The sequence below is a fragment of the Nocardioides sp. genome, assembly GCF_047606145.1.
GTDB lineage: Bacteria > Actinomycetota > Actinomycetes > Propionibacteriales > Nocardioidaceae > Nocardioides.
Map to the genome: position 1 here is coordinate 39,774 of NZ_JASGET010000172.1, position 23,166 is coordinate 62,939.

Below are 23,166 nucleotides of genomic sequence, written 5' to 3' on the forward strand. Positions count from 1 at the left end.
CCTGGTGCCGGCCCAGTCGCCGCGACAGGCGAACCGATGATCGGTCCATCCTCGTCAGCCATCGGATCAGGGCAGAGCACCCGACAAGCCGCCCGAGCGGGCGGCACAGGCCCGCGACCCGGCGGCGCGGACCGAAGCAGGGCCAGTCAGAGGGGACAACTTTCGGCGTACTCCTTGTGCCCGCGCCGGGGCCGTCTCTATATTGAGGCGTACCTCACAGTGACACAAATGATCCGTCTAGCGGACCTCTTGAAGGATGGTAGGTATGTCAGGAATTCCTCGGCGCGCGATGCTGCAAGGAGCGGCCGCGGCAACCGCGGCGGCGGCAGCCACCACGGTGGGAACCACGGCGGCCGTGGCCGCCGGCAAGGGCAAGGGGCATGGCAAGGGTCCCTCGCCCAAGGAACCCACCACTCCGACCCCGGTGACAGGAAACGTCCCGGACGGGTTGGAGAAGTTCTACGACCCGACCTACGACGTCGTCCGCGGCCAGGTCCCGGCGTCGTACCACCCGTGGGTCTCGACCCGCGAGGATCGAATCCTGCTCTACACCAGGACGGCCGGGCCGCGGCACGCCCACCTTGGCCCGGCGCTCGCCGCCGGTCTCAATCCGACTCTCACCTCGGCCCACGTGCTCCAGAACGCGATCATCACGTGGATGGCCGAGGTAGGGGTCGAGGTCGACTGGACCGAGGACGTGACCCAGATGGCCATCTCGGCGAGCGCGCCGTACAAGGCGGTCGTCTTCGGCAGCACCAGTCGCGACACCATGTGGAGACACGGCACTGCCGTCGACTCCTCCGCGGCGGTGAACACCACCACCGGGGCTCACCTCGACGCCGCCAAGACGGCGCTCCACCAGTACATGCGGGCCGGCGGCGGCTTCGTCGGCATCCACAACGCCGTCGGCGGCACGGAGTACAACTGGAAGTGGTTCGAGGGGCTCACCGGCTCCCAGTACTACGACCATGGCGCCCTCCAGGACGGCACCGTGGTCACCTACGCCAAGGACTCCTCCACCGAAGGACTTCCGGCGCGATGGGCCTTCAAGGACGAGTGGTACAACTGGATGCCCTTCCCCACCCGGGTGAAGTTCTTGCTCGGCGTCGATGAGTCGACACTCGCCACCAAGTCCCAGGTCCACCCCGGGCATGGGAAGTTCCACCCGCTGTCGTGGTGTCAGTATTACGACGGCGGCCGATCCTTCATCACCGCACTCGGGCATGACTCGCTCGCCTGGACCGACGGCTCCGACTATCCCGGTCAGAAGTTCTTCAAGAAGCACGTCGTGAACGGCATCCTGTCCACCATGGGGAAGCTTCCGTTCTGTAGCTAGCGGGTTCGGACGGCCGCACTGCTGCTCGGAGGCATCACCCGGCGGTGCGGCCGCGGTCACCGCGGCCTCCTCATCGCGTTCCGCGTGATCCTTGACCGGGCTCCCGCGCATGTGGTGTGCTGCGATCATGAACGTACTGGATCGTTCACTAGGAGCCGAGATGACGGATTCCTACCTCCTGGGTCTGATCGGATCGGGCGTCACCCATTCACTGACACCCGCCCTGCACATGCGGGCAGCGAGACGCCTGGGTCTCGACTACGAGTACCGGACCATCGACCTCACGCCTCTGGGCCTTCCGCCCGAGGCCGTCGGCGATCTGCTCAACAGTGCACGACGACTCGGCTACGACGCCCTCAACATCACGGTCCCGTGCAAAGAACTGGTGCTCGAGCACCTCGATGAGCTGGATGAGACCGCCGAGCGGCTCGGAGCGGTCAACACGGTCCTCTTCCGAGACGGCCAGGCGGTCGGTCATAACACCGACGTGACCGGTTTCGCCACCGCAATGCGAACGCAGCTCGCAGGCGAGTCACTCGAGACCGTGCTCATGATCGGTGCCGGAGGTGCTGGTCGAGCCATCGCCGACGCACTGTTGACGCTGGGGTGCGAACGCCTGATGGTGCTCGACATCGACGATGCCCGCTCACGCCGGGTCACCCGCGAACTCAGCCGACGCTTTCCTCGCTCCTCAGTCGACATCCTCCGACCCGGCGACCTGGCGACCGCGCTCCCCCACATCAGCGGGATGGTGAACTGCACACCGATCGGCATGGAGGGTCATCCTGGGACTCCGATCGATGCCGATCTCATCCCTACCTCTCGCTGGGTGGCGGACATCGTCTATCGGCCTTTGCAGACCGCCCTGCTCGGCGAGGCGGCAGCGCGGGGTTGCCGCACCCTGTCGGGCGGCCACATGGCCGTCAACCAGGCGATCGACACCTTCCGGCTGGTCACCGGCCTCGAACCCGACGCACAGACGATGCTGGAGCACCTGGCCGAGCTCACTGCCGACGAGTGCCCGGTTCCGTACGCGCCGTCGAAGCCGTGATCGGTCGACGACAGCAAAGACCGGCCGAGCGGCCATCGCGGCGAACCTCGGACCGCGGCCGCGCAGGGTCGGCGCAACCGACGAAGACTCCCGTGCCACCAAGCGGGCGACCCGTCTCGATGACCGCAGGGGCTCTGACTCGCCGCTCCGTTGACTGGCTCCCCGGGCAGGAGTCGAACCTGCGTCGCTAGTCCTGATTCAAAGTCAGGCGGGCCCTGCCGGCAGACCAACCGGGGATCGCTCAACTCACCCGCCGGGCGGGACTCCTCGGTGTGGCCGGCAGGCCGACCGGGGAAGGAGTTGAGGCCGAACCAGCCTAGAGGACCCGCGCCACGGAGTCAGATCCGCCGTCGATACCGCTGCAGCTGTTCCTCGATCCGAGCGCGATCGCTCAGCTCGATCGGGATCAACAACTCGGTGACCACATCGGTCAGCTCGGCGATCCGACGGTTCAGCTGACGCTGCTCGGTCACCTCCGCCTCCAGCGCCGCGACCCGCTCCCGGAGCGATCCGGGACGGCGCTCGTAGCGGTCGCGCGCACGGCGGGCGATATCGGTCAGGCTCATCGTTCCTCCAGGTTCATCGTGGGCTTCGACCCCGGCAGCGGAGGCCACCAGACCCTCATCCAGCAGCGCTGGGGGTCGAGGTCGTCGTACTGATCGCCGGCGGGGCCGAGGATGGTCTGCTCCACCACCCCGCCGGCCCGCTCGACCTCGGCACGGATCCGGTCGGCGTCCAGGCGCCGGTTCAGCCCTTCCGGCGGTGGCGCGGGCAACGACCGCCGCGGGTCCCCGACGGGGAAGTCGAGGTAGAGCCGGCCACCGTGCGGCCGGCACCCCATCCGGGCCAGCTGCCACAGCTGGGTGCGGGCCGCGTCGTCGAGGCAGCCGAGCAGGTCACGGGCGTAGAGCTGGTACGGCTCGCGAGCGATCCGAGCGCCCAGCTGCAGCACCGAGCGCAGCTCGCCGAGGATCAACTGGTCGACGCTCAGCGCCAGCCGGCCGCGCCGTACCGCTCGGCGGGTGCGCAGCCGCAGGTCGCTCACCGCGATCCGGGAGAAGTCCACCGCATGCACCGTGCGCCCGTTGCGGGCGAAGAAGCGCGCGTCCCGGCCGGTTCCGGTGCCGAGATCGAGGACCGCGGACCCCGCGGGCAGATCGCGCTCGACCCAGCGGGCGAACGCCGAGCGGCGGTTCGGCACCCGCACCGCGTCGACCCGGTGGAAGGTCGACCAGGCGCCCATCGTGGTCCGGAACCCACGCAGCCACCCGTCCAGGCGCCTGATCCCCTCCGGTGGGTCCGCGTAGCGGAAGGACGGGTCCGGGACCCGCCAGTGCGGACCGTAGACGAAGGCGAGCATCGCCTCCGGCCGCGCCGGTACGACGAACTCGACGCCGTGCAGGGATCGGGTGGCGACCGGGGTGATCACGTCTCGCGGCAGCCGGCCGCTGCGGTTGCCGAGCTGGAAGAACCGCTCCCCGCCGACGCCGTCGGCGACGTAGAAGGCGACGAAGACGTCGATGTGACACAGCCGGCCGTCGCTGAGCGGCAGCAGCAGCTTGACGTCTCCACCGGACATCCGCAGCAGCCGCCAGCCACGCCGCCGCATCACCCGCTCGACCGCGTAGGACTCGGTGATGATGTCGGCGGGCGAGGTGTGTCGCGACAGGTAGCACAGATCGGTGTCGGAGTCGTGCGCGAGCATCCGGTCCTCGCGGACCGCGCCGAGCAGCGCGCCGTAGTTCAGATAGGCCTCGACGCCGGCGTGCTCGCGCAGGTCGCGCAGCGCGCGCTGGGTGCCGCGCAGGATCTCGGCTCGGATCTCGATCCCGGTCGCCTCGAAGGCACGGGCCAGATGGCCGACCTTGTCCACGCAGAGCGGATGGCCGGCACGGTCGACGATCTCGATCTGTCCCTCGCCGGAGCCCAGCGAGACCGGAGCGTCGAAGAGCACCGCCTCACCGGACACGTCGGTCAGTCGCATCCGGGCCTGACCGTTGAGGTAGGGCAGCAACACCGGCGGCCACTCGACCCGCCAGCCGGCCAGCGTCGGCGTACCGTCACGGTGTGGCGTCAGGGACCAGAGGTAGCGGTCCTCGATCCACAGCACCAGGGCGCCGAAGTCACCCGGGACCAGCAGGCCGTCGTCATCGATGTCCGCACCGCTGACGGCCGTGCTCACGAGACCTGTGCCTCGCCGAGCGCGCGTCGTCTCGCCGTACTCGAGGTCTGCAGGGTGTAGGGGAAGTAGTGCACCCGTACGCCGATGCCGGCCATCGACTGCTCGAGCGCGCGTCCCTTCGCGGTGCCCTGCCAGTCGTCACCCTTGAAGATGACGTGGAAGCCGACCTCACGCCACGAGTCGAGCTTGTCGGTGGACAGTTCGCCGTAGGTGGCGTCGACGAGCCCGATCGCGTCCACGATCTCGATCCGCTCGGCGAACGGGACCGTCGGGCGAAACCCCTTGACCGCCTCGCACGCCTCGTCGGAGACGACGCCGGCGACCAGGAGGTCGCAGCGGGCACGGGCCTGACGCAGGGCGTTGAGATGACCGACATGGAAGAGGTCGAAGACGCCCGGGATGTAGCCGACGAGCGGGTCCATGGACACCTGCTTTCTTAACGAAGTTTTTCTACTTGATTAGTATACTTTACGGCGCCGCGCCGCCGTTCGGACCTACAGCGGCGACGCGACCGCCGAGCAACTGCTTGATGAACGTCTGCTCGACCACGAACCGCCGGGCCTTCTACTGATCGGCACCCGATCCAACAGTGTTGACGGACACCTCGCCACCGATGAACCGCCCCGCATCGCACGCAATCCTCCGCCTACACCCCGACCCCACCAGCCCAATCACGCTGCGAGCAACGAACTTCAACATCAACCACATCCGCGAGCCCGCAGAGACCAGCCCCATGCTCGCCGCCGCTTCCCTCGATTCACGAGAACACTCTGCCGGCGAACATGCACTCGGTTGGCAACTCGAAAGCCGCGACCGGACTGAACGGTTGATTCAGCCGCTCAGACGACTTAGGCTGGTTCCATGAAGACCATCCCCCAGCCGATCGTGCCGTGGGAGACCGTCGTGCGACTCAGCGACCCGCTGCATGCCCCCTCGCGGCAGCGGCTGCGGACTCTCAAGACGGCCCGCACGGCCTCCGAGGGCGTACGCGTTGTGTCCCGGGAGCACGGGCGAGCACGAGGCAGCGCGGTCTACTACAGCGCGCTGACCGCGCTGGCGGCTCAAGCACGCCAGCGCGGTGACGAGCAGACCGAGAAGCTGCTGAGCGAGGCAGGGGGCCGGATCGAGACCTCGTTCAGGGAACTGCTCCAAGGCTTTCTCTCCTCCAACTCGATCGATGCGTTGCCCGGCGCCTCGTTCTACCGAGACCTCGTCGCCGCCACGAGGGAGGCTGTGGAGCGGGTATGGAGCAACAACAGCACCGATCTGATCGTTGGCCAGATCAAGAGCACCCGTGGCGACCTGGTGCAGATCGAGGGCAACTTCCAGGGCCGGGCCGCCCGGATCGATCTGCCCACCACCTTGATTCTCCAGATCGATGGCCAACCCGGAGACTACGTATGGGTCCTGCGACGCCTCATCGGTTCGGCGGCTCTCCTCACCGTCCTCCCCGCGGTGGTCTCCGACTCGGAGCAGACCGACGGATCCGTCGACGCGCCAAACACGGACGGTCCGCCGGATACCGAGGCCGACGACACCTATCTGAGGACCGGCGCGGGCGCTCTCATCAGCGGGGCGGAGGCGGCCTTCTTCGCGACGCTGGAAGACGACCTTCCCGACGCACGGATCCTTAGGCTCGCCGGGTGATCCTGGACTGGCGAGAGGCCACCAAGGACGACCGCCCGCTGCTGCAACGGTTCGAGTGCACGACACCCCCACCACGCGAGCCCGGCAGGCGCGCCCAACCTCATCCCAAGCCATATGAGTACAACGTCCAAAAGGCGATCCACACCCTCAACGTCCCGCTCCACGGTGACGACGGCACAGTGCTCCTCGGCCTCGGTCCCGACGGCGATCTCGGCGCCGTCTCGGTCTGGTCCTCGATTCGCGCCCATCCGGGCCTGCACAAGATCCGCCTCGTCGCAGTCTCACTGGCCTACCGGGGCACGTCAGCAGACCCAGACGTCGCGGGCAAGGTGGCATCGGAGACCCTCGATGTCACCCTCTCGAAGCTGAGCGAGTACGCCGCCGGCGAACGGGTCTTCGGACTCGTCGACCATCACAACACCGGAAGTCTCCGCCTGCTGGGGACCCACGGCTTCGTCCACCTCCCCAACGGCCCGGTCGACAACCCCGATCTGCAGATGTGGGCGGCGCGAGTCCCGAGCTGACGGCGAGGCAACCGACAGTCGTTCCGGCCCGTCTCACCACGCCGCGGTCTACCAACTCCTGGCCGATCGATGTGGAAGACGTCGAGGATGGTCGACTCATCGCCATCCATCATGTCGAGCACGAATTCGGAGCTGCTCAGCGGTGGTCGACAAGCATGGCTACGTGGCTGAAGAAGAGTCCGGCTCCGCTTTGATCCTGACCCCACAGGGTCAGGATTAAATTTGATAGCACGACTCCAGGGCACAGTCGGTCGACGACACACAAGTGGGTCCGCAACACGGCGAGGCGATAGGCGATAGGCGATAGGCGATAGGCGATAGGCGATAGGGATGGTTGCCCCACAGGAGCGCCGCCGAGGCTGAAGATGCCAAGGTCGGTTTTCAAGCCAGCGCAGCAGCTTGTGAGTGTTACCCAGGAACTCGTGTGATTCGTGTGTGAGACTATGCGAGTGTCCGTCTGGCTTGGAGGATCGAGGTTGTTGAGGCTTCGAAGGTCCAGGCTGGAGGGACCCTGTAGGCCCCACCAGAGCAGTACACGACCAACCAGATGTCCTACGACCTCGCCGGTGACGGGCAGCGCGTCGCGCTGTTCTACACCAAGGTCCACAACCGGATCCTCGGCCCCCTCATCGCAGCCGACCGGCCACCCGCCGATCCCCGGCTACGACGAGCACTCGCCACCATCGGCCGCTCCGTCAACGACAGGATCAAACAAGCCGCCATGCGAAAGGCCGCCTGAAACTCAAGACGCCTGCCACAGATTGGAACCCCCAGCGAGGCTAGAAAGTGCAACGCTGATCGACGGTGATGGACCGCGATGAGGAAAGCGAATGGCAAAGCGGCCGCCGTCGTCGACTCGGGGACTTCTGCTGCCGCAGAGGCAGCAGGCGGACAAGTTGCGTCCCTGTGGCGGAGTCGGCAATTCATGGGCCTGTGGGCTGGTCAGTCGGTGTCGCAGATCGGCTCGGCCGTCACGGTCTTCGTGCTGCCGCTCGTGGCAATCCAGAAGTTGGGGGCTGGCCCGGGAGACGTTGGGCTGATGCGTGGTTTGGCTGCTACAGCTGCGATCCTCGTGGCGATCCCAGGCGGAGTGCTCGTCGACCGCCGCCGCAAACGCCGGGTGATGATCGCGTGTGACCTTCTGACCGCGACGGCCCTGGTCTCGCTCCCGGTCGCGGCACTGCTCGACGTGCTCCGCCTCGCGCAGTTGTACGTCGTGGCCTTCGTGACTGGAGCCGTTGCGCTGGTGTTCGGTGTGGCGTACCACGCCTACATCCCACGGCTGGTGCCTGTCGCCGCGCTCAAGGAGGCCAACAGCAAGACCGCAGCCACCGAAGCGGTGGCGCGGGTATCGGGCCCGCCGTTGGGAGCCTCGCTGGTATCGCTCTTTGGTGCCGCGACCACAGTGTTGCTGGACGTGGTCTCATGCCTGGTGAGTGCCGCGACCATCTGGCGGCTGACGCCGGCGGAAGGTGATCGCGCCGGCGGGGAACGGACCAAGGTGGACGACGCCCAGGGGGTGTGGGCGCAGGCCAAGGGAGGGGTCCGGCTCGTCTTCGCCAACCGCACCCTTACTCAGACTGCGGTGACCACGATCGGCTCGATGTGGGCGTTCGCCATGTTCGATGCCGTTCTCCTCTACTTCATGCTTACTGATCTGGGAGTCTCGACCGCGGTGGTCGGTGTGGTGTTCGCAGTGGGTGAAGCTGGCGGCTTGTTGGCGGCCTTGTTCGTGGGCAAGTTGATGACTTGGGTGGGCAGCGCCAGGATAATGTGGCTCGCCGTGTTTCTCTCGGCATTCGCTTTTCTCCCGGTGTTCGCCCACGGCCAACAGGGCGCCTGGCTGGTGGCGGCCTTCGGCGCTTTGTCCGCGGCCCGTTTCGTCATTTTCGACGTCGCGCAGTACGTCTATCGCCAGACAGTCTGCCCGCAGGAGTCCTTCGGGCGCATTACCGCCACGATTCGACTGGGAATCGGGATCAGCACCGCGTTGGGCGCCTTCTTGGGCGGGCTTGTCGGCGCGGCCTTCTCAGCCAGGGCGGCGCTTCTCGTAGCAGCCATCGTCATGTGTCTCGCGAGCTTGCCGGTGCTTGTCTCGGCCGAGCTCCGGAGGGTCCGCGACATCGAAGAACTCGCGTCGATCGACGTGGGGTAGCAGCACGCCTTTTGCGCCGACACCCGGCCTGCGGTCGTCTCGAGTTCCCCAGCAGTGGGTTGGGCGGGAGGCGCCGCATGACGAAGGGGCCACTCACCGAACTGCTGTACTCGACCGGAGGGCCTGTGACCGTCATCGACCGGAAAGGCAGAGCTCGGACCGCGCGCCTTCGAGAACCGGAGCATCCTGGCCGGCTGCAACAAGCGCCAGCCATGAAGGAGCGCCTCAACGCCATCAAGCTCCGCGAGCGCGACCGACCCGTGGCGCCGATCTGTCTCAAGTCGGCGGCGGCCGACGTGTCGCTCTGATATGTACAGGGGTTCTGTCAAGGGGCAGGGTGAGGCGCCCGTCGCGGTGATCGTCTGTGGGGGGCGCCTCGTGCTTGGTCGGTCCGTGTCCGGTGAGCGTGTTGTGGGTGACGCGCGGTCAAACTGACGTGCGCGGGTTGGGTTGAACTCTGCGCGCCACTGGTAGAAGTGGTTGAGTGGCACCGTGCGAGTCCCTACGGTCGCAGTGTTGCCGATGGGCGGCCAGACGACGGTCGCTCGCATATCCTCTTGGGTGCACTCGATGAAGCGAGCAGCGTTCTCCTCAGAGGTCACCATCGACTCGATGACGAGCAGTCCGATTCCGTTGCTGGCGGTGAGACGCGCGTGATCCTGACGCCAGCCCAAAGGCAGGAAGGGTTGGTGCGGCTCCTCGGAGGCGGCGGCCAAGATGGCCAGCCGGAGGATGTACCCGGCGGAGGCTTGCGCTCGGCGCGCAGCTTCGCGAGCTCGCCTCGCCAGTAGGCGCGGCCTCGCTCGGACAGCGCCGTCCGGCCTTCCTGCTGGGCCCATAGGTCGGCACAACCGAGGATGTACTCGATGTCCTTCAGCCATGCCCACGCCGCGACTTGGTTCATCTGGCCGCGGTCAAGGATCTGCCGCTCCCCACGGGCGAACGGCTTCAAGATCGGTGCAGCAGGATCTTCGAACTCGATGCCGAGCCCGCGGTTGCAATCGGCGCAGGCTAGGAGCTTGACCCGGGACGGCCACTGTCCGTCGACCGGCGACTCGGCGAGCTCAGCCCGCAACTAATTGCGGGCCCAGATGGGAAACACGTCCTCTTCTTCCAGGAGGTCGGCGTGTTCGCCGCACAGAGTGCAGTCCCCTGTTCGACGTACCGCCATGCCCAGGATGTTAGGTCAACGCAGGCCTCTATCCCGCCCGCTTTGCCCAGGCCGAACGTCGAACCCGAGGAGCAACGACCCCCGCATGCGTCTCATTAGCTCATGGGGCACATGCCCGACTCTTCGCACGTTAGTTGCAGTACTTGGGCAACCGCAGAGGTGCGTGGCAGACCCGTCACCACCCCCCACGCACGACCTCGCTACTCGTCGCACGGTCGCACCTCGGAACTAGAGTCCTGAGCGTGGACCTTCCTGTGATGCCGCCGATCCTGCCGATGCTGGCCAAGTCCGTGCGCAAGATCCCCACCGACGGCAGCTTCAGTTTCGAGCCCAAGTTCGACGGCTTCCGCTGCCTGGTCTTCAAGGACGGCGACGAGATCGAGCTCGCCTCACGCAACACCAAGCCGCTGACCAGGTACTTTCCGGAGGTCGTCGCCGCGCTGCGCGACCAGCTGCCGCAGCGGTGCGTGCTCGACGGCGAGATCTTCGTGGCGATCGCTCCCCCGGACGGCCCGCACCGGCTCGAATTCGAGGTGCTCCAGGAGCGGATCCATCCGGCCGCCTCCCGGATCGAGCGGCTCAGCGTGGAGACGCCCGCCTCCTACGTCGCCTTCGACCTGCTGGCCCTCGGTGACGCGAGCCTGCTCGACCGGCCGTTCGCGGAGCGGCGAGCCATGCTGGTCGAGTCCCTGGCCGGCATACGGCGTCCGGTGCACGTGACCAAGACGACCACCGACCCGGACACCGCCATGCAGTGGTTCACCAGGTTCGAGGGGGCTGGGCTGGACGGCGTGGTGGCCAAGCCGTTGGACGCGCCGTACCTGCCCGACAAGCGCGCGATGTTCAAGATCAAGCACGCCCGCACCGCCGACGTGGTGCTGGCCGGCTACCGCGAGCACAAGACCTCGACGCCGCAGACGCCGTTGCTCGGCAGCCTGCTGCTCGGTCTGTACGTCGACGACCAGCTGCAGCACATCGGCGTCTGTGCCTCCTTCACCGCCGCCCGCCGAGCGGAGCTGATCGCCGAGCTGCAGCCACTGGTCTGCGACCTCGCCGAACATCCCTGGGGACACTGGGCCGAGTTCCTGACCGCGAACCCCGACCGCGTCCCGGGCACCCAGAGCCGGTGGTCGCAGGGCAAGGATCTCTCCTTCGTGCCGCTGCGTCCCGAGCGCGTGCTCGAGGTCGGCTACGACCACATGGAAGGGCGCCGACTCCGGCACACCGCGCAGTTCAAGCGGTGGCGCCCCGACCGCGACCCGAGCTCGTGCGGCTACGACCAGCTCGAGGAGCCCGTCTCCTACGACCTCGCCGACGTGCTCTCCTAGGAGATCGTAGGCTGGGGCCATGCCCGAGGAGACCCCCGAGTCCGAGACCCCCGAGTCCGAGACCTACGACGTCGTGCTGCTCGTCGAGCAGCCGCTGACCGCTGACGACGCCGGCAGGATCCGCTCGCTGCACGAGGCGATCGACACCCAGGTCGTCTACCACGTGCTGCTGCCGGTCGAGGACGCCGCGGCCAAGATCGAGAGCGCGATGGGCTCGCTCAGCTCCAACGAGATGCTCGGCGCCGAGCCGATCGGTTCGGTGGACCTCGAGGCGGTGCGCGCCGAGTCGAGTGAGCGAGCCACCGCGGACCTGGACTCGACGCTGCGGGCGCTGCGATCGGCCGGCGCCATCGCCCACGGCCAGCTGGTCGACTCCCCGGTGGAGGCGCTGCGCGCCAAGGTCGCCGAGGTGGACGGTCGCGAGGCCATCGTGCTCACCCGGCCGCATGTCGTGGCCGAGTTCTTCCACGTCGACTGGTCCGCCCAGGCACGACGGCATCTGCACGTGCCGGTGCTTCACCTGCTCGAGCACGAGACGTTCGACGAGCAGTCGGGCGAGGGCGAGGGCATCTCGCTGATCTGAGTGGACCTCGGTGGGTCCCGGTGGATCCCGGTGGCTATCGGTGGACCTGAGTGCGGCGTCCGGCGATCGCGCAGGTCTTCGGTCCTTCTGTTGACCTTCTGTCACCGGGGTGTTGTCGAACGGTGACCCGGCGGCGCCTAGGCTTCGGACGTCCTGTTGTTCCGGGGGGATCTGCAGGCATGGGGCCCATCTGCGCGCCTCGCCGTGTGTCCGCGTCGCGCGATCGGGGGATCCGCGTGGCGCGGACACACGGTCACTCGTCCGAGCGCCGGCACATCACTCGATCCGGTGGCCGGCCTCGTCCCAGTGGTCGGCGCGCTTCTTCGACGGTTGCACCCGGGGCGGCTCGCCGGGCATCTTCGGGTAGTCCGGCGGGAAGTTCAGCTCGCCACCCGGCAGGGTCTCCCACAGCTCGAGCAGCGGGTCGAGGGAATGCGCCACGTCGTCCATCTCGGCCCATGGGTCACCGCGGTCGGCGAGCAGCTTCGGCACCGTGCTCAGGTTGAGCTCCCGGGGGTCGTCCAGCTCGGCGAGCTCGGCCCAGGTCAGCGGCGTCGAGACCGGAGCACCCGGCCGCGGTCGCAACGAGTACGCCGAGGCGATCGTCCGATCGCGGTTGTTCTGGTTGAAGTCCACGAAGATCCGCTCGCCCCGCTCCTCCTTCCACCAGGCGGTGGTCACGCCCGGGTCGCGCCGTTCCAGCGCCCGCCCGAAACCGATCGCGGCGTGCCGAAGCTCCTCGAAGGTCCAGGCCGGCCGCACCCGCACGTAGACATGCACGCCGCGGTTGCCGCTCGTCTTCACGAACGCGCGGATGCCGAGCTCCTCCAGCAGTTCGCGGGCGACGCCGGCTACCCGGACGACATCGGCGAACGTCGTACCGGGCTGGGGGTCGAGATCGATGCGCAGCTCGTCGGGACGGTCGACATCGGCTCGACGTACCGGCCACGGGTGGAACGTCAGCGTCCCCATCTGCGCGCACCAGGTGGGCACCGCGATCTCGGTGGGACAGATCTCCTGCGCACGTCGCCCGCTCGGAAAGGCGACCTCGACGGTCTGCACATAGTCCGGCGCGCCCTTCGGCGCCCGCTTCTGATAGAAGCCGTCGCCCTCACGGTCGGTGGGGCCGGTCGCCAACCTCATCCCCTCGCGCCAGCCGCTCGGCCAGCGCTCCAGCGCGGTCGGCCGCTCCCCCAGCGCACGCATCAGCGCGTCGCCCACGGTGACGACGTACTCGGCCACCATCAGCTTGGTCACCGCCGGCGTCCGCTCGGTCGCCTCGTAGACGATCCGGTCGGGGCTCGTCACCCGCACGCGGCGCTCGCCCGCGACGACCTCGGCTGCCGGTGTCTTCGCCATGGCGCCAACGTACCCTTGGACCATGGCCTACAACGTGGAGAAGAGCGACGCCGAATGGCGCGCGGAGCTGTCGCCGGAGGAGTATGCGGTGCTGCGCCAGGCCGGCACCGAGCGGGCGTTCACCGGTGAGTACACCGACACCGAGACCACGGGCGTGTACAGCTGCAAGGCCTGCGGGGCGAAGCTGTTCGAGTCCGACACCAAGTTCCACTCCGGGTGCGGCTGGCCGAGCTTCTACCAGCCGATCACCGACACCGTGGAGTACCTGGAGGACAGCTCCCACGGGATGAAGCGGGTCGAGGTGCGCTGCGCGAACTGCGGCTCGCACCTGGGGCACGTCTTCCCCGACGGCTACGGTACGCCGACCGGCGACCGCTACTGCATCAACTCGATCTCCCTCGCCCTGCAGCCCGCCGACCCGGAGGCGTGAGCCGCCGGGGAGGCGTCGGCCGCACGACTCGATAGCGTGGGGGCATGATCGTCGCCATCAGCATCAGCCCCACCGGCGGGGACGAGACCGGCGGAGTCGCCGAGGCCGTCGCCGAGGCCGTCCGTGTCATCAGGGACTCCGGCCTGCCCTGTGAGACCAACGCGATGTTCACCAACGTCGAGGGCGAGTGGGACGAGGTGATGGCGGTGGTCAAGAAGGCCGTGTTCACCGTCGCGGAGCACAGCCCACGGGTCGGGCTGGTGCTCAAGGCCGACCTCCGACGCGGTCACGACAGCGGCGAGCTCACCGGGAAGATCGAGCGGCTGGAGGCACACCTGGACGACCCGGGGACCGACTGAACGGCGTACTCGATGGTCCTAGGGACCGATTCGCCCGTCCGGAGGACCGACTCGGCCGTTCTAGGGACCGACTCGGCGAGGCTCAGGGGAGGCGGTCGACCAGGTCGGCGACCTCGACCCGGGCGCCGGTGTAGAACGGCACCTCCTCGCGGACGTGGCGCCGGGTCTCCGAGCCGCGCAGGTGCCGCATCAGGTCGACGATCCGGGACAGGTCGTCGGCCTCGAAGGCGAGCATCCACTCGTAGTCGCCGAGGGCGAAGCTCGGCACCGTGTTGGCGCGCACGTCCGGGTAGTCGCGGGCCATCCGGCCGTGCTCGGCGAGGAGCCGGCGGCGCTCGGCATCCTCCAGCAGATACCACTCGTACGACCTGATGAACGGGTAGACCGCGACGTAGGCGCGCGAGCGCTCCTCGGCCAGGAACGCCGGCAGATGACTGCGGTTGAACTCGGCCGGCCGGTGCAGCGCCATCTGCGACCACACCGGCAGCAGCCGCGCTCCGAACGCGGTCCGACGCAGCCGGTGGTAGGCGCTCTGCAGCGCGTCCGAGGAGCCGGCGTGCAGCCAGAACATCACGTCGGCGTCGGCGCGCAGTCCGGCCACGTCATAAACGCCGCGCACCACGACGTCCTCCGCGGCGAGTTCGGCGAGCAGCTCCTCGACCTCGGCCGCCTCCGCCTTGCGGTCGGCGTCGCCGAGCGGTTCGAAGAGCTGGAAGACCGACCACATGGTGTAGCGGACGGTCGCGTTCAGCTCGTTGATCCTCGCGGCGTTGGTCTTCGGGTCGGCTGGGTCGCTCATGCTCCCATGATCCCACCGACCACCTCGGCCGCCGCACGGTGGGCCGAGGCGACCACCGCCGGAATGCCCACCCCGTCGTACGCCGCGCCGCAGAGCGCGATGCCCGGCTGTGCCGCCACCTCGGCGCGGATCCGCTCGATCGCACGCAGGTGACCCGGCGGATACTGCGGCAGCGCGCCGAGCCAGCGCTGCACGTGGCTGTCGACCGGGCGGCCGGTCGGTCCGATCGCGGCCCGCAGGTCGGCCAGCGAGCGCTCGACCAGCTCGGCGTCGGTGTGGTCCAGGGCCCCGACCTCGCCCGCGCGGCCGACGCTGGTGCGCACCAGCAGCAGTGGATCGCCCGCCTCGCGGACCCAGTCCCACTTGGCGAAGGAGAAGGTCGAGGCCTTGATGAACCTGCCCTCGACGGGTGGCACCAGGAAGCCGGAGACGGTGCCGTCCAGCGGCAGCTCCCCGGTCCGGAAGGCGAGGGTGATCACGGCGACGTCGGCGTAGTCGAGGGACTCGAGATGCTCGCAACAGCGGAACGAGCCCAGCATCCCGACCGCCAGCCGGCCCGCGGTGCGGGCCGGCGTCGCGAGCACGACCCCGTCGGCGTCGAACGCCTCGCCGTCGGTGGCCACGCGATAGCGGTGGTCACCGGTCCGTCGCAGGGCGCACGCGACAACCCGCACCCCGGTGCGCACCTCCAGACCGACCGCCAGCGCCTCGGTCAGCCGCCCCATCCCGCCGGCCACCCCGGCGAAGACCGGCGCCCCCGACGCCGGCGGGATCGCCGCCGCCTGCGGGGTCACCGGGCCCCGCGCCACCATCGCCGCCAGCTGTGGAACGGCGGCGCGCAGCGAGATCTCCCGCGCTCGGCCGGCGTAGACGCCGCCGAGCAGCGGCTCGACCAGCCGGTCGGTGACCTCGGCTCCGAAGCGGTCGTCGACCACCTCACCCACCGACAGGTCGGAATCCGCCAGGTTCCGCCGGAGTACGTCGATCGGCAGCTCGGCCTCGGCGCGGGCCCGCGCGAGTCCGCGCGCGGAGAGCACGCCGGTGGCGGCGAGCTGGTCGAGATCGGTCGGTACCCCCATGATCGAGCGCGGCAGCGCTCGCAGCTCACCCCGGGTCCACAGCCGCGAGGTGGCGGTGGTCGGATGCACCACCGGCAGCCCGAGCGAACGGGCCAGCTCGACGCCCTCGGGGCGCCGGGCGAGCATCGCCTCGGCGCCGACATCGACGCGTACTCCGGCGACCTCGGCGGTCCGCAGCTTGCCGCCGATCCGCGACGAGGCCTCCAGGACCGTCACCTCATGGCCACCGGCGACCAGGTCGCGTGCCGCGGTCAGACCGCCGATCCCGGCTCCGACGACGACGATCCGCACCCGTTCATCCTCGCACCCTCGGCGTGGCCATGCCGAGCAGACCCCGCGGGGAGCCGACCGGGTGCGGGTCCGCTCCCCGCGGGAGATCGAGAGGGCCCCGTCAGACGGACGCCCGGGCGGGCCTGAGCTCGGTGGCGACCGGGGCCACCGACTCGTCGACCGCCTCCAACGGACGGCCATGGGTCTCCGGCAGCAGCTGCATCGAGATCAGGCTGATCACCGCGACCACGACGTTGTAGCAGGCGACCAGCCACAGGCTGCCACCGCCGAGGGTGACCAGCGCAGCGGCGATGATCGGGGTCAGACCGGAGGCGAGCACGCCGGAGACCTGGTAGAGCGTGCTCAGCGCCGAGTAGCGGTACCGGGTCTCGAACAGCTCGCTCCAGAACGCGGCCAGCGGCCCGTAGACGGTCCCGTAGACCAGCCCCAGACCGGCCACCAGGCTCGCCACCACCGCCAGGGTCACCCCCGAGGAGACCATCGCCGCGGTCGGGAACGCCAGCGCGAGCCCGAGCAGCGCACCGATCCGGTAGACCGGCTTCCGGCCGAGCCGATCCGAGAGGGCTCCGGCCACGACCGTCAGTGCCACCCCGAGGGCGGCTCCGGCCATGATCGCGTCCAGCACCGTCTGCTTCTCCACCCCGACCGTGTTCACCGCGTAGGCGAGCAGATAGACCGAGTAGAGGTTGTAGGTGAAACCCTCGATGAACCGGGTGCCCATGCCGAGCAGCAGGGTGCGGGGCTGGCAGCGCAGCAGCTCCTTGACCGGCACCTTGATGACCTCGTGATCGCTCTTGACCTGCTGGAACGCCGGCGTCTCCATCACCGAGAGGCGGATCCACGACCCGATCGCCAGCAGCACGATGCTGAGCAGGAAGCACACCCGCCAGCCCCAGGACATGAACGCGGCGTCCGGCAACAGGCTGGCCAGGGAGAACACCGCCGAGGCCAGGAAGAGTCCGCCCGGCACTCCGGTGTGCGCGAAGCTGCCGAAGAAGCCGCGGCGCTGCGGTGGGGCGAACTCCACCGCGAGCAGCACCGCGCCGCCGTACTCGCCACCGACGCCGATGCCCTGCAGGATCCGCAGCACCACCAGCAGGATCGGCGCGAGCACGCCGATCGAGTCGTAGGTGGGCAGTACGCCGACCAGCGCGGTGCCGACCCCCATGATGACCAGGGTCCAGATCAGCATCGCCTTGCGACCGATCCGGTCGCCGAAGTGCCCGAAGATCAGCCCGCCCACCGGCCGGGCCAGGAAGCCGACGGCGAAGGTCCCGAAGGAGGCGAAGGTGGCCGCCGAGCCGGACAGGCCGTCGAAGTAGAGCTTGTCGAACACCAGGCCGGCGGCGGTGCCGTAGAGGAAGAAGTCGTACCACTCGATGGTGGCTCCGACCGCCGCCGCCAACGCCACCCGGCCGGGTGAGACCTGCGAAGCGCTCATGATCGGCCTCAGGCGGTCGCCGAGAGCCGGCCGAAGCCGGACCGGTGGAAGACCAGCGGCTGTCCCGCCGAGTGCTCGACCCGGTGCAGCTGGAGCAGCACGATCACGTGGTCGCCGGCCTCGACCTCACGGTAGATGGTGCAGTCGAACTGGGCGATCCCGTCGTCGAGCAGGATCGCGCCGTCGTCGGTGGTGGTGGCCGCGACGCCGGTGAACCGCTCGTCGACCGGCCCGGCCAGCTGCCGGCAGACGCCGCCGTGCTGCTCGGCCAGGACGGTGACGCCGAGGTGGTCGGCGCGCCGCAGGTCGGGCCAGGTCTTGGAGTTCGAGGCGACCGAGAGCGAGACCAGCGGCGGGTCCAGGCTCACCGAGGTGAACGAGCTGGCGGCCAGGCCGACCGGGCGCCCGTCGACGTCGGCGGCGACCGCCACCACGCCGGTCGGGAAGACCCCGAACGCCTGGCGCAGTGCGGACGGGTCCAGATCCTGGTTGGTGGTCAGGCCGGTCACGTTGCCGGTGACATTGCCGGTCACGTTGCCGGTCAGATTGTTGGAGTACTGGCTCACGATGCGGCCACCTTCTGCTGGTCGGGGTGGGAGGTGCCGAAGTGCGCGCCGAACGGCACGGCCGCCCGCCCGGTCACCGGCGCCGGGTGCTGCCAGAGACCGCGCCGGGTCAGCTCGGGCAGCACGCCCTCGCCGAACCAGTAGGCCTCCTCGAGGTGCGGGTAGCCGGAGAGGACGAACTCCTCGAGGCCGAGCTCGGCGTAGGCCTCGACCAGATCGGCGATCTCGGTGTACGAGCCGACCATCGCCGTACCCGCGCCGCCGCGGACCAGGCCGACGCCGGCCCACAGGTTCGGGTAGATCTCCAGGTTCTCCTTGGACCCGGCGTTGAGCGCCAGCATCCGCTTCTGGCCCTCGGACTCGCTGCGGGAGAGCCCGGACTGGATCCGGGCGATCTCCTCCTCGGAGATGTGCGAGACCAGCCGGTCGGCCTCCGCCCACGCCGCCGCCGAGGTGTCCCGGGCGATGGTGTGCAACCGGATGCCGAAGCGCAGCTCGCGGCCCTGCCGGTCGATCGCGTGCTGGGCGGCCACCTTGCGGACCCGCTCGATCTTCTCCGCCACCGCCTCCGGCGGCTCACCCCAGGTCAGGTAGACGTCGGCGTACTTCGCCGCGACCTCGATCCCGGCCGGCGAGGATCCGCCGAAGTAGATGTCCGGCACCGGATCCGGGATCTGGGAGAGCGTCGCGTTCTCCACCGACAGGTACTCGCCGGAATAGGTGACGGTCTCGCCCCGCCACAGCGAGGTGACGATGTGCAGGAACTCGGCACAGCGGGTGTAGCGCGCGTCCTTGTCCAAGAAGTCACCGAACATCCGCTGCTCGACGCTCTCCCCGCCGGTGACGACGTTGAGCAGCAACCGACCGCCGGAGAGGTTCTGGAAGGTGCCGGCCATCTGGGCGGCCAGGTACGGCGCGACCAACCCGGGTCGGAAGGCCACCAGGAACCGCAGCCGCTCGGAGAGCGAGCTGAGCATCGCGGTGGTCACCCAGGCGTCCTCGCACCAGGCACCGGTCGGGGTGAGCGCGGCGTCGAAGCCGAGCTGCTCCGCGCTGCGGGCGATCTGGCCGAGGTAGGGCACCGAGGCCGGGCGTCCGTACGCGCCGTTCCCGGCCGAGACCCCATGGCCGCCGCCGACGACGTCGCGACCGTCGCCGCCGTTGGTCGGCAGGAACCAATGGAAGTTGAGCTTGCTCATGTTCTCGTGCTCCTCACAGTTGACCGTGCCGCGGGGGCAGGGTCTGATCGATTGCCCAGCGGCCGAGGTGCTGCACCTTCCAGGCGGCCGGGTCGTGCAGCGTGTGGGTGCGGGCGTTGCGCCAGTGCCGGTCGAGGTCGAGCTTCGCCAGCGCCGACCGGGTGCCGGCGACCTCGAAGAGCCGCGAGCCGAGGTCGACGCTGACCTGGGTGGTGGCGGCTCGGGCGGCCGCGACGGCGAGGCTCGCCGCCCCGGCGGTCTGGTCGGTGAGGTCCCTCTCGGCCGCGTCGATCGCCCGGCCGGCCTCCGCGACCAGCGCCTCGGCGCCGCGCAGGGCGAGCTCCATGTCCCCGAACGCCTTGACGATCAGCGGGTCGTCGGCGGCCCGCTCGACGCCGTACGTGGAGATCGCGTCCGGGTAGGGACGGCTCTTCTCGCGGACGAACGCCGCCGCCTCGTCGAGGGTACGGCGGGCCAGGCCGGCGTCCAGGGCGGCGTGCATCGACTGGGCGAAGGCGCCGTAGGTGGTGGGGCCGTCGAAGGTCGGGGAGAACTCGGTGATCCAGTCGTCGGTGACGACCACCTCGTGCAGCTTGACGGTCCCGCTCCCGGTGGTGCGCTGGCCGACCGCGTCCCAGTCGTCGATGATCTCGATCCCGGGCGCGTCGGCGCGGGCCCAGGCCACCGCCATCGGCCCGTCGGGGCCGCGGTGTGCGAGCACCGCCAGGTAGTCGGCGAAGAGCGAGCCGGTGCAGTAGAACTTCTCCCCGCTGAGCAGCCACCGGCCGGGACCGGCCGGGTGCAGCGTCGTCCGGTAGTCCCGCACGTGCTTGGTGCCGAACTCCGACTGGGCGTTGGCGATCGCCTTGCCGGCCAGCACCTCGCCCAGGATCCGGGCCTGCTGCTCGGGCGTGCCCTGCTGGCGCAGCTGGTTGACGTAGACGTAGTGGCTGTGCGGGATCTGGGCGATGTTCGGGTCGCCCCAGCCGAGCAGCCGGAAGACCTCGACCACGGTGGAGGCGGGCAGGTCGGGTCCGCCGATCTCGGCGGGCACGGTCAGCGCGAGCAGGCCGGAGGCGGCCAGCTGGGAGATCTCGTCGTGCGGCAGGCGGCGACATCGGTCCCGGTCCGCCGCCTCCCGGGCGAATCGCTCGGCCAGCTCACGGGCGACCCAGATCGCCTGCTCACTGGTGAGCACCGGGACCGCGGTGGCGTCGGTGCGCAGCGCCGTCATGCGACCAGCTCCGCCTCGGTCGCCTCCAGCTCGCGCAGGATCGGCAACACCTTCTCGCCGAAGTAGACGACGTCCTCGTGGTAGTGCAAGAACCCGCACAGCACCAGGTCGGCGCCGACCTTCTTGTACTCCAGCATCCGCCGGGCGATCTGCTCGGGCGTCCCGATCAGGCCGGTGCGGAAGCCGTCGTTGTACTGCACCAGGTCGGCGAACTCCGAGTCCTGCCACATGCCCTTCTTGTCACCGGTGGACTGGCCGGCCTGCTTGACCGCCGAGCCGAAGCCCTCGACCGCCTCCCGGTCGGCCTTGGCGATGATCTCGCGCAGCACCTCGCGGGCCTCGGCCTCGGTGTCGCGGGCGATGACGAAGCCGTTGACGCCGAACCGCACCGAGCGGCCGTGTGCCTCCGCCTCGGAGCTCACGTCGTGCACCTGCTCGGCGAAGCCCTCGGGAGTGTTGCCGTTGGCGAAGTACCAGTCGGCGACGCGGCCGCCCATCCCGCGGGCGGCGGTCGAGTTCCCACCCATGAAGACCTCCGGGTGGGGCCGACCCGGCAGATCGAGCGGCTTGGGCTTGAGGTCGAAGTCGTGCAGCCGGTAGAAGTCGCCGTTGATCTCGGCGTGCTCGGAGGTCCAGATCTCCTTGAGGTAGGTGATGAACTCCTCGGAGCGGCGGTAGCGCTCACCGTGCTCGAGCCAGGGCTCGCCGAGCTTGGTGAACTCGTCCTTGAACCAGCCCGAGACCACGTTGGTGGCGATCCGGCCGTTGGTCAGGTGGTCGGCGGTGGCCAGCCACTTGGCCAGCACCCCCGGCTGCCACAGGCCCGGGTGGACCGCGGCGATGACCTTGAGCCGCTCGGTGGCCAGCGCCAGCGCGAGGGAGAAGCTGGTCGACTCGTGCTGGTAGGCGGCGCCGTAGCTGGCGATGTAGCGCACCTGGGAGAGGGCGTACTCGAAGCCGTTGTTCTCCGCGAGCTGGGCGAGCACCTTGTTGTAGTCGTAGCCCCAGTCGGTGCGCTGCTCGATGTTGCTGACCACCAGGCCGCCACTGACGTTCGGCACCCAGTAGGCGAACCTGAGCGGGCGCTCTGCCGTTGCGTTCATCGTGGTTGCTCCTCTGTCGTTCGTTCGCCGGTCGTCTTCCGCCGATCCATCGGCCTGTATGTCGACCAAACTTATCGTAATTCAAGTCATTCCCAACCCTCGACGCGGCCTCGGCGCGGCTGTTTCCGGCGACCGGGTGATAGGCGGTTCCTCTCACCGACTCCTTTCACCGGGCCCCGTCGCCGGCCCGCGCCGCCGGGACCCGACCCCCGTTCGCCGGGCCGACCATGCCTCCCGGCCCGCCCTCTCGGCTTTATCTGGAGTGATCTACTAGACTTTGGCGACGGCTGATCCGCCCGCATCGGCCCGACAGACCGGATCGCCCGGGACCGACCAGGAGGAGCACGTGCGCATCGAGCAGTTGGAATACCTCGCGGCGGTGACGCAGTACGGCTCGCTGCGTCGCGCCAGCGAGCACCTGCACCTCTCCCAGCCGGCGCTGAGCGAGGCCGTCGCCAAGCTGGAGCGCGAGCTCGGGGTCACCCTCCTCGACCGGCGGCGATCGGGGGCCCGGATCAGTCCCCAGGGCCTGGACCTGCTGCCGCACATGGTCGAGGTGCTCGAGGCCATCGCGCGGCTGCGGGCCGCCGCGGGCGATCAGACCACCGCGCATCGGACGGTGCGGATCGGCACCGTCAACGCGGGTACGGCGACACTGCTGCTGCCCGCGCTGCGGCAGATGAAGACCGAGAGCCCCGGCACCAGCGTCGAGGTGCGCAGCCTGCAGCAGGAGGAGATCTACGTCGGGCTCGGCGAGGGAGCGCTCGATCTCGGCCTGGTCAACCTGCTCGGCGGAGACGATCTTCCGCCGGACCTGGACTCGGTCCCGCTGCTGCAGGGCCGCCCGGTCGTCGTACTGCCGGCCGGGCATCGCCTCGCCGAACAGTCGGCGATCCATCCCGACGAGCTCCGCGCGACGCCGTTCGTCGGGATGCGGGCCGGCTATCTGATGCACCGGTTCGCGCAGCGGCTCTTCGGCGCCGATCTGCCCCGCGAGTGGCACAGCACCGACGGCGCGGAGATGGGCAAGATGATGGTCGCCGAGGGTCTCGGGCTGACCGTCCTGCCGGACTACAGCGTCGAGGACGACCCGTTGATGCGCTCCGGGCTGGTGACCACCCGTCCCATCGCCGGCGACACCACCACCGTCGCCATGACGCTGGTCCGGCACCGCCGGGCTCGACCGACCCGAGCGGTGCGCGACCTGATCGGCACCCTGCGCGGGCTGGCGGCCGACCCCGCGGCCTGACCGGCCCGGCTCCGGCCGCCCCGGTTGACCGAGCCCCCCGTTGACCGAACCCCGACCTGCCTCGACCGGACAGGGGAGAC

At 69.2% G+C, this 23,166-nt stretch carries 23 protein-coding genes and 1 tRNA gene; 12 read left to right on the top strand and 12 right to left on the bottom strand.

Translation table 11 applies throughout. The annotated features are described in order from the left end of the window. The first annotated feature begins 265 nt into the window (after positions 1-265). Positions 266-1,336, top strand: a complete 1,071-nt coding sequence (locus QM638_RS23210) for a ThuA domain-containing protein (RefSeq protein ID WP_415146089.1) — start codon at positions 266-268, stop codon at positions 1,334-1,336. A gap of 160 nt (positions 1,337-1,496) precedes the next feature. Next, entirely contained in the window at positions 1,497-2,387 is an 891-nt protein-coding gene (locus QM638_RS23215; RefSeq protein WP_415146091.1) for a shikimate dehydrogenase, read from the top strand. 155 nt (positions 2,388-2,542) lie between these two features. Here QM638_RS23215 and QM638_RS23220 read toward each other — a convergent pair. The 4 genes from QM638_RS23220 to QM638_RS23235 form a co-directional block, all read right to left on the bottom strand. Further along, a tRNA-Gln gene (locus tag QM638_RS23220) sits at positions 2,543-2,624 on the bottom strand. A 101-nt stretch (positions 2,625-2,725) separates the two neighbouring features. Next, positions 2,726-2,953: a DUF6752 domain-containing protein gene (locus QM638_RS23225; protein ID WP_415146093.1), complete on the bottom strand. Its 228-nt coding sequence runs from the start codon at positions 2,951-2,953 to the stop codon at positions 2,726-2,728. Continuing rightward, positions 2,950-4,569 (bottom strand): class I SAM-dependent methyltransferase, encoded by a 1,620-nt coding sequence (locus QM638_RS23230; protein WP_415146094.1) that lies wholly within the window; start codon positions 4,567-4,569, stop codon positions 2,950-2,952. Before QM638_RS23230 ends, QM638_RS23225 begins: the two co-directional genes overlap by 4 nt. Continuing rightward, the gene (locus QM638_RS23235; protein ID WP_415146096.1) at positions 4,566-4,991 is read right to left on the bottom strand and encodes an adenylyltransferase/cytidyltransferase family protein; all 426 of its coding nucleotides are present in this window, start codon (positions 4,989-4,991) and stop codon (positions 4,566-4,568) included. The genes QM638_RS23230 and QM638_RS23235 overlap by 4 nt, the downstream gene beginning before the upstream one ends. 481 nt (positions 4,992-5,472) lie before the next feature. Between QM638_RS23235 and QM638_RS23240 the strand changes: the two genes are divergently transcribed. The 7 genes from QM638_RS23240 (at position 5,473) to QM638_RS23270 (ending at position 11,977) form a co-directional block, all read left to right on the top strand. Beyond that, entirely contained in the window at positions 5,473-6,216 is a 744-nt protein-coding gene (locus tag QM638_RS23240; RefSeq protein ID WP_415146098.1) for a hypothetical protein, read from the top strand. Next, positions 6,213-6,740, top strand: coding sequence for a hypothetical protein (locus QM638_RS23245; RefSeq protein WP_415146100.1), 528 nt, complete (start codon positions 6,213-6,215; stop codon positions 6,738-6,740). The genes QM638_RS23240 and QM638_RS23245 overlap by 4 nt, the downstream gene beginning before the upstream one ends. A 547-nt stretch (positions 6,741-7,287) precedes the next feature. Continuing rightward, positions 7,288-7,479, top strand: a complete 192-nt coding sequence (locus QM638_RS23250; protein WP_415146102.1) for a hypothetical protein — start codon at positions 7,288-7,290, stop codon at positions 7,477-7,479. Between the two features lie 78 nt (positions 7,480-7,557). After that, positions 7,558-8,895, top strand: a complete 1,338-nt coding sequence (locus tag QM638_RS23255; RefSeq protein WP_415146104.1) for an MFS transporter — start codon at positions 7,558-7,560, stop codon at positions 8,893-8,895. Between the two features lie 125 nt (positions 8,896-9,020). Beyond that, complete coding sequence (locus QM638_RS23260) at positions 9,021-9,203, top strand: hypothetical protein (RefSeq protein WP_415146106.1); 183 nt, start codon at positions 9,021-9,023, stop codon at positions 9,201-9,203. Between the two features lie 1,105 nt (positions 9,204-10,308). Next, a complete protein-coding gene (locus tag QM638_RS23265) occupies positions 10,309-11,394 on the top strand; it encodes an ATP-dependent DNA ligase (RefSeq protein ID WP_415146108.1) in 1,086 nt (361 codons plus the stop codon). Positions 11,395-11,413: 19 nt separating this feature from the next. Further along, positions 11,414-11,977: a hypothetical protein gene (locus QM638_RS23270; protein ID WP_415146110.1), complete on the top strand. Its 564-nt coding sequence runs from the start codon at positions 11,414-11,416 to the stop codon at positions 11,975-11,977. A gap of 276 nt (positions 11,978-12,253) precedes the next feature. Here QM638_RS23270 and QM638_RS23275 read toward each other — a convergent pair whose 3' ends face one another. Beyond that, positions 12,254-13,336, bottom strand: a complete 1,083-nt coding sequence (locus tag QM638_RS23275) for a DNA polymerase domain-containing protein (RefSeq protein ID WP_415146112.1) — start codon at positions 13,334-13,336, stop codon at positions 12,254-12,256. A gap of 22 nt (positions 13,337-13,358) precedes the next feature. Between QM638_RS23275 and msrB the strand changes: the two genes are divergently transcribed. Both msrB and QM638_RS23285 read left to right on the top strand, forming a co-directional pair. After that, the gene (gene msrB / locus QM638_RS23280; RefSeq protein ID WP_415146114.1) at positions 13,359-13,766 is read left to right on the top strand and encodes a peptide-methionine (R)-S-oxide reductase MsrB; all 408 of its coding nucleotides are present in this window, start codon (positions 13,359-13,361) and stop codon (positions 13,764-13,766) included. A gap of 44 nt (positions 13,767-13,810) precedes the next feature. Then, positions 13,811-14,125 (top strand): thiamine-binding protein, encoded by a 315-nt coding sequence (locus QM638_RS23285; protein ID WP_415146116.1) that lies wholly within the window; start codon positions 13,811-13,813, stop codon positions 14,123-14,125. 82 nt (positions 14,126-14,207) lie between these two features. Here the strand turns inward: QM638_RS23285 and hemQ are convergent, their stop codons facing one another. From hemQ to sfnG, 7 genes are all read right to left on the bottom strand, one after another. Next, positions 14,208-14,924 carry a hydrogen peroxide-dependent heme synthase gene (hemQ, locus tag QM638_RS23290; protein WP_415146117.1) on the bottom strand — a complete coding sequence of 239 codons (717 nt, stop codon included), beginning with the start codon at positions 14,922-14,924 and terminating at the stop codon, positions 14,208-14,210. Continuing rightward, positions 14,921-16,294, bottom strand: coding sequence for a protoporphyrinogen oxidase (gene hemG, locus QM638_RS23295; RefSeq protein ID WP_415146119.1), 1,374 nt, complete (start codon positions 16,292-16,294; stop codon positions 14,921-14,923). Before hemG ends, hemQ begins: the two co-directional genes overlap by 4 nt. A gap of 100 nt (positions 16,295-16,394) precedes the next feature. Then, entirely contained in the window at positions 16,395-17,735 is a 1,341-nt protein-coding gene (locus QM638_RS23300) for an MFS transporter (protein ID WP_415146121.1), read from the bottom strand. 8 nt (positions 17,736-17,743) lie between these two features. Further along, entirely contained in the window at positions 17,744-18,301 is a 558-nt protein-coding gene (locus QM638_RS23305) for a flavin reductase family protein (RefSeq protein WP_415146123.1), read from the bottom strand. Next, positions 18,298-19,500: an LLM class flavin-dependent oxidoreductase gene (locus QM638_RS23310; RefSeq protein ID WP_415146125.1), complete on the bottom strand. Its 1,203-nt coding sequence runs from the start codon at positions 19,498-19,500 to the stop codon at positions 18,298-18,300. Before QM638_RS23310 ends, QM638_RS23305 begins: the two co-directional genes overlap by 4 nt. Positions 19,501-19,513: 13 nt before the next feature. Next, positions 19,514-20,734, bottom strand: coding sequence for an SfnB family sulfur acquisition oxidoreductase (locus QM638_RS23315; RefSeq protein WP_415146127.1), 1,221 nt, complete (start codon positions 20,732-20,734; stop codon positions 19,514-19,516). After that, positions 20,731-21,837 carry a dimethylsulfone monooxygenase SfnG gene (sfnG, locus tag QM638_RS23320; protein WP_415146129.1) on the bottom strand — a complete coding sequence of 369 codons (1,107 nt, stop codon included), beginning with the start codon at positions 21,835-21,837 and terminating at the stop codon, positions 20,731-20,733. The genes QM638_RS23315 and sfnG overlap by 4 nt, the downstream gene beginning before the upstream one ends. Before the next feature lie 346 nt (positions 21,838-22,183). On the opposite strand from sfnG, the gene QM638_RS23325 reads away from it, so the two are divergent. Then, complete coding sequence (locus QM638_RS23325) at positions 22,184-23,086, top strand: LysR family transcriptional regulator (protein ID WP_415146131.1); 903 nt, start codon at positions 22,184-22,186, stop codon at positions 23,084-23,086. The last annotated feature ends 80 nt before the right edge of the window (positions 23,087-23,166 follow it).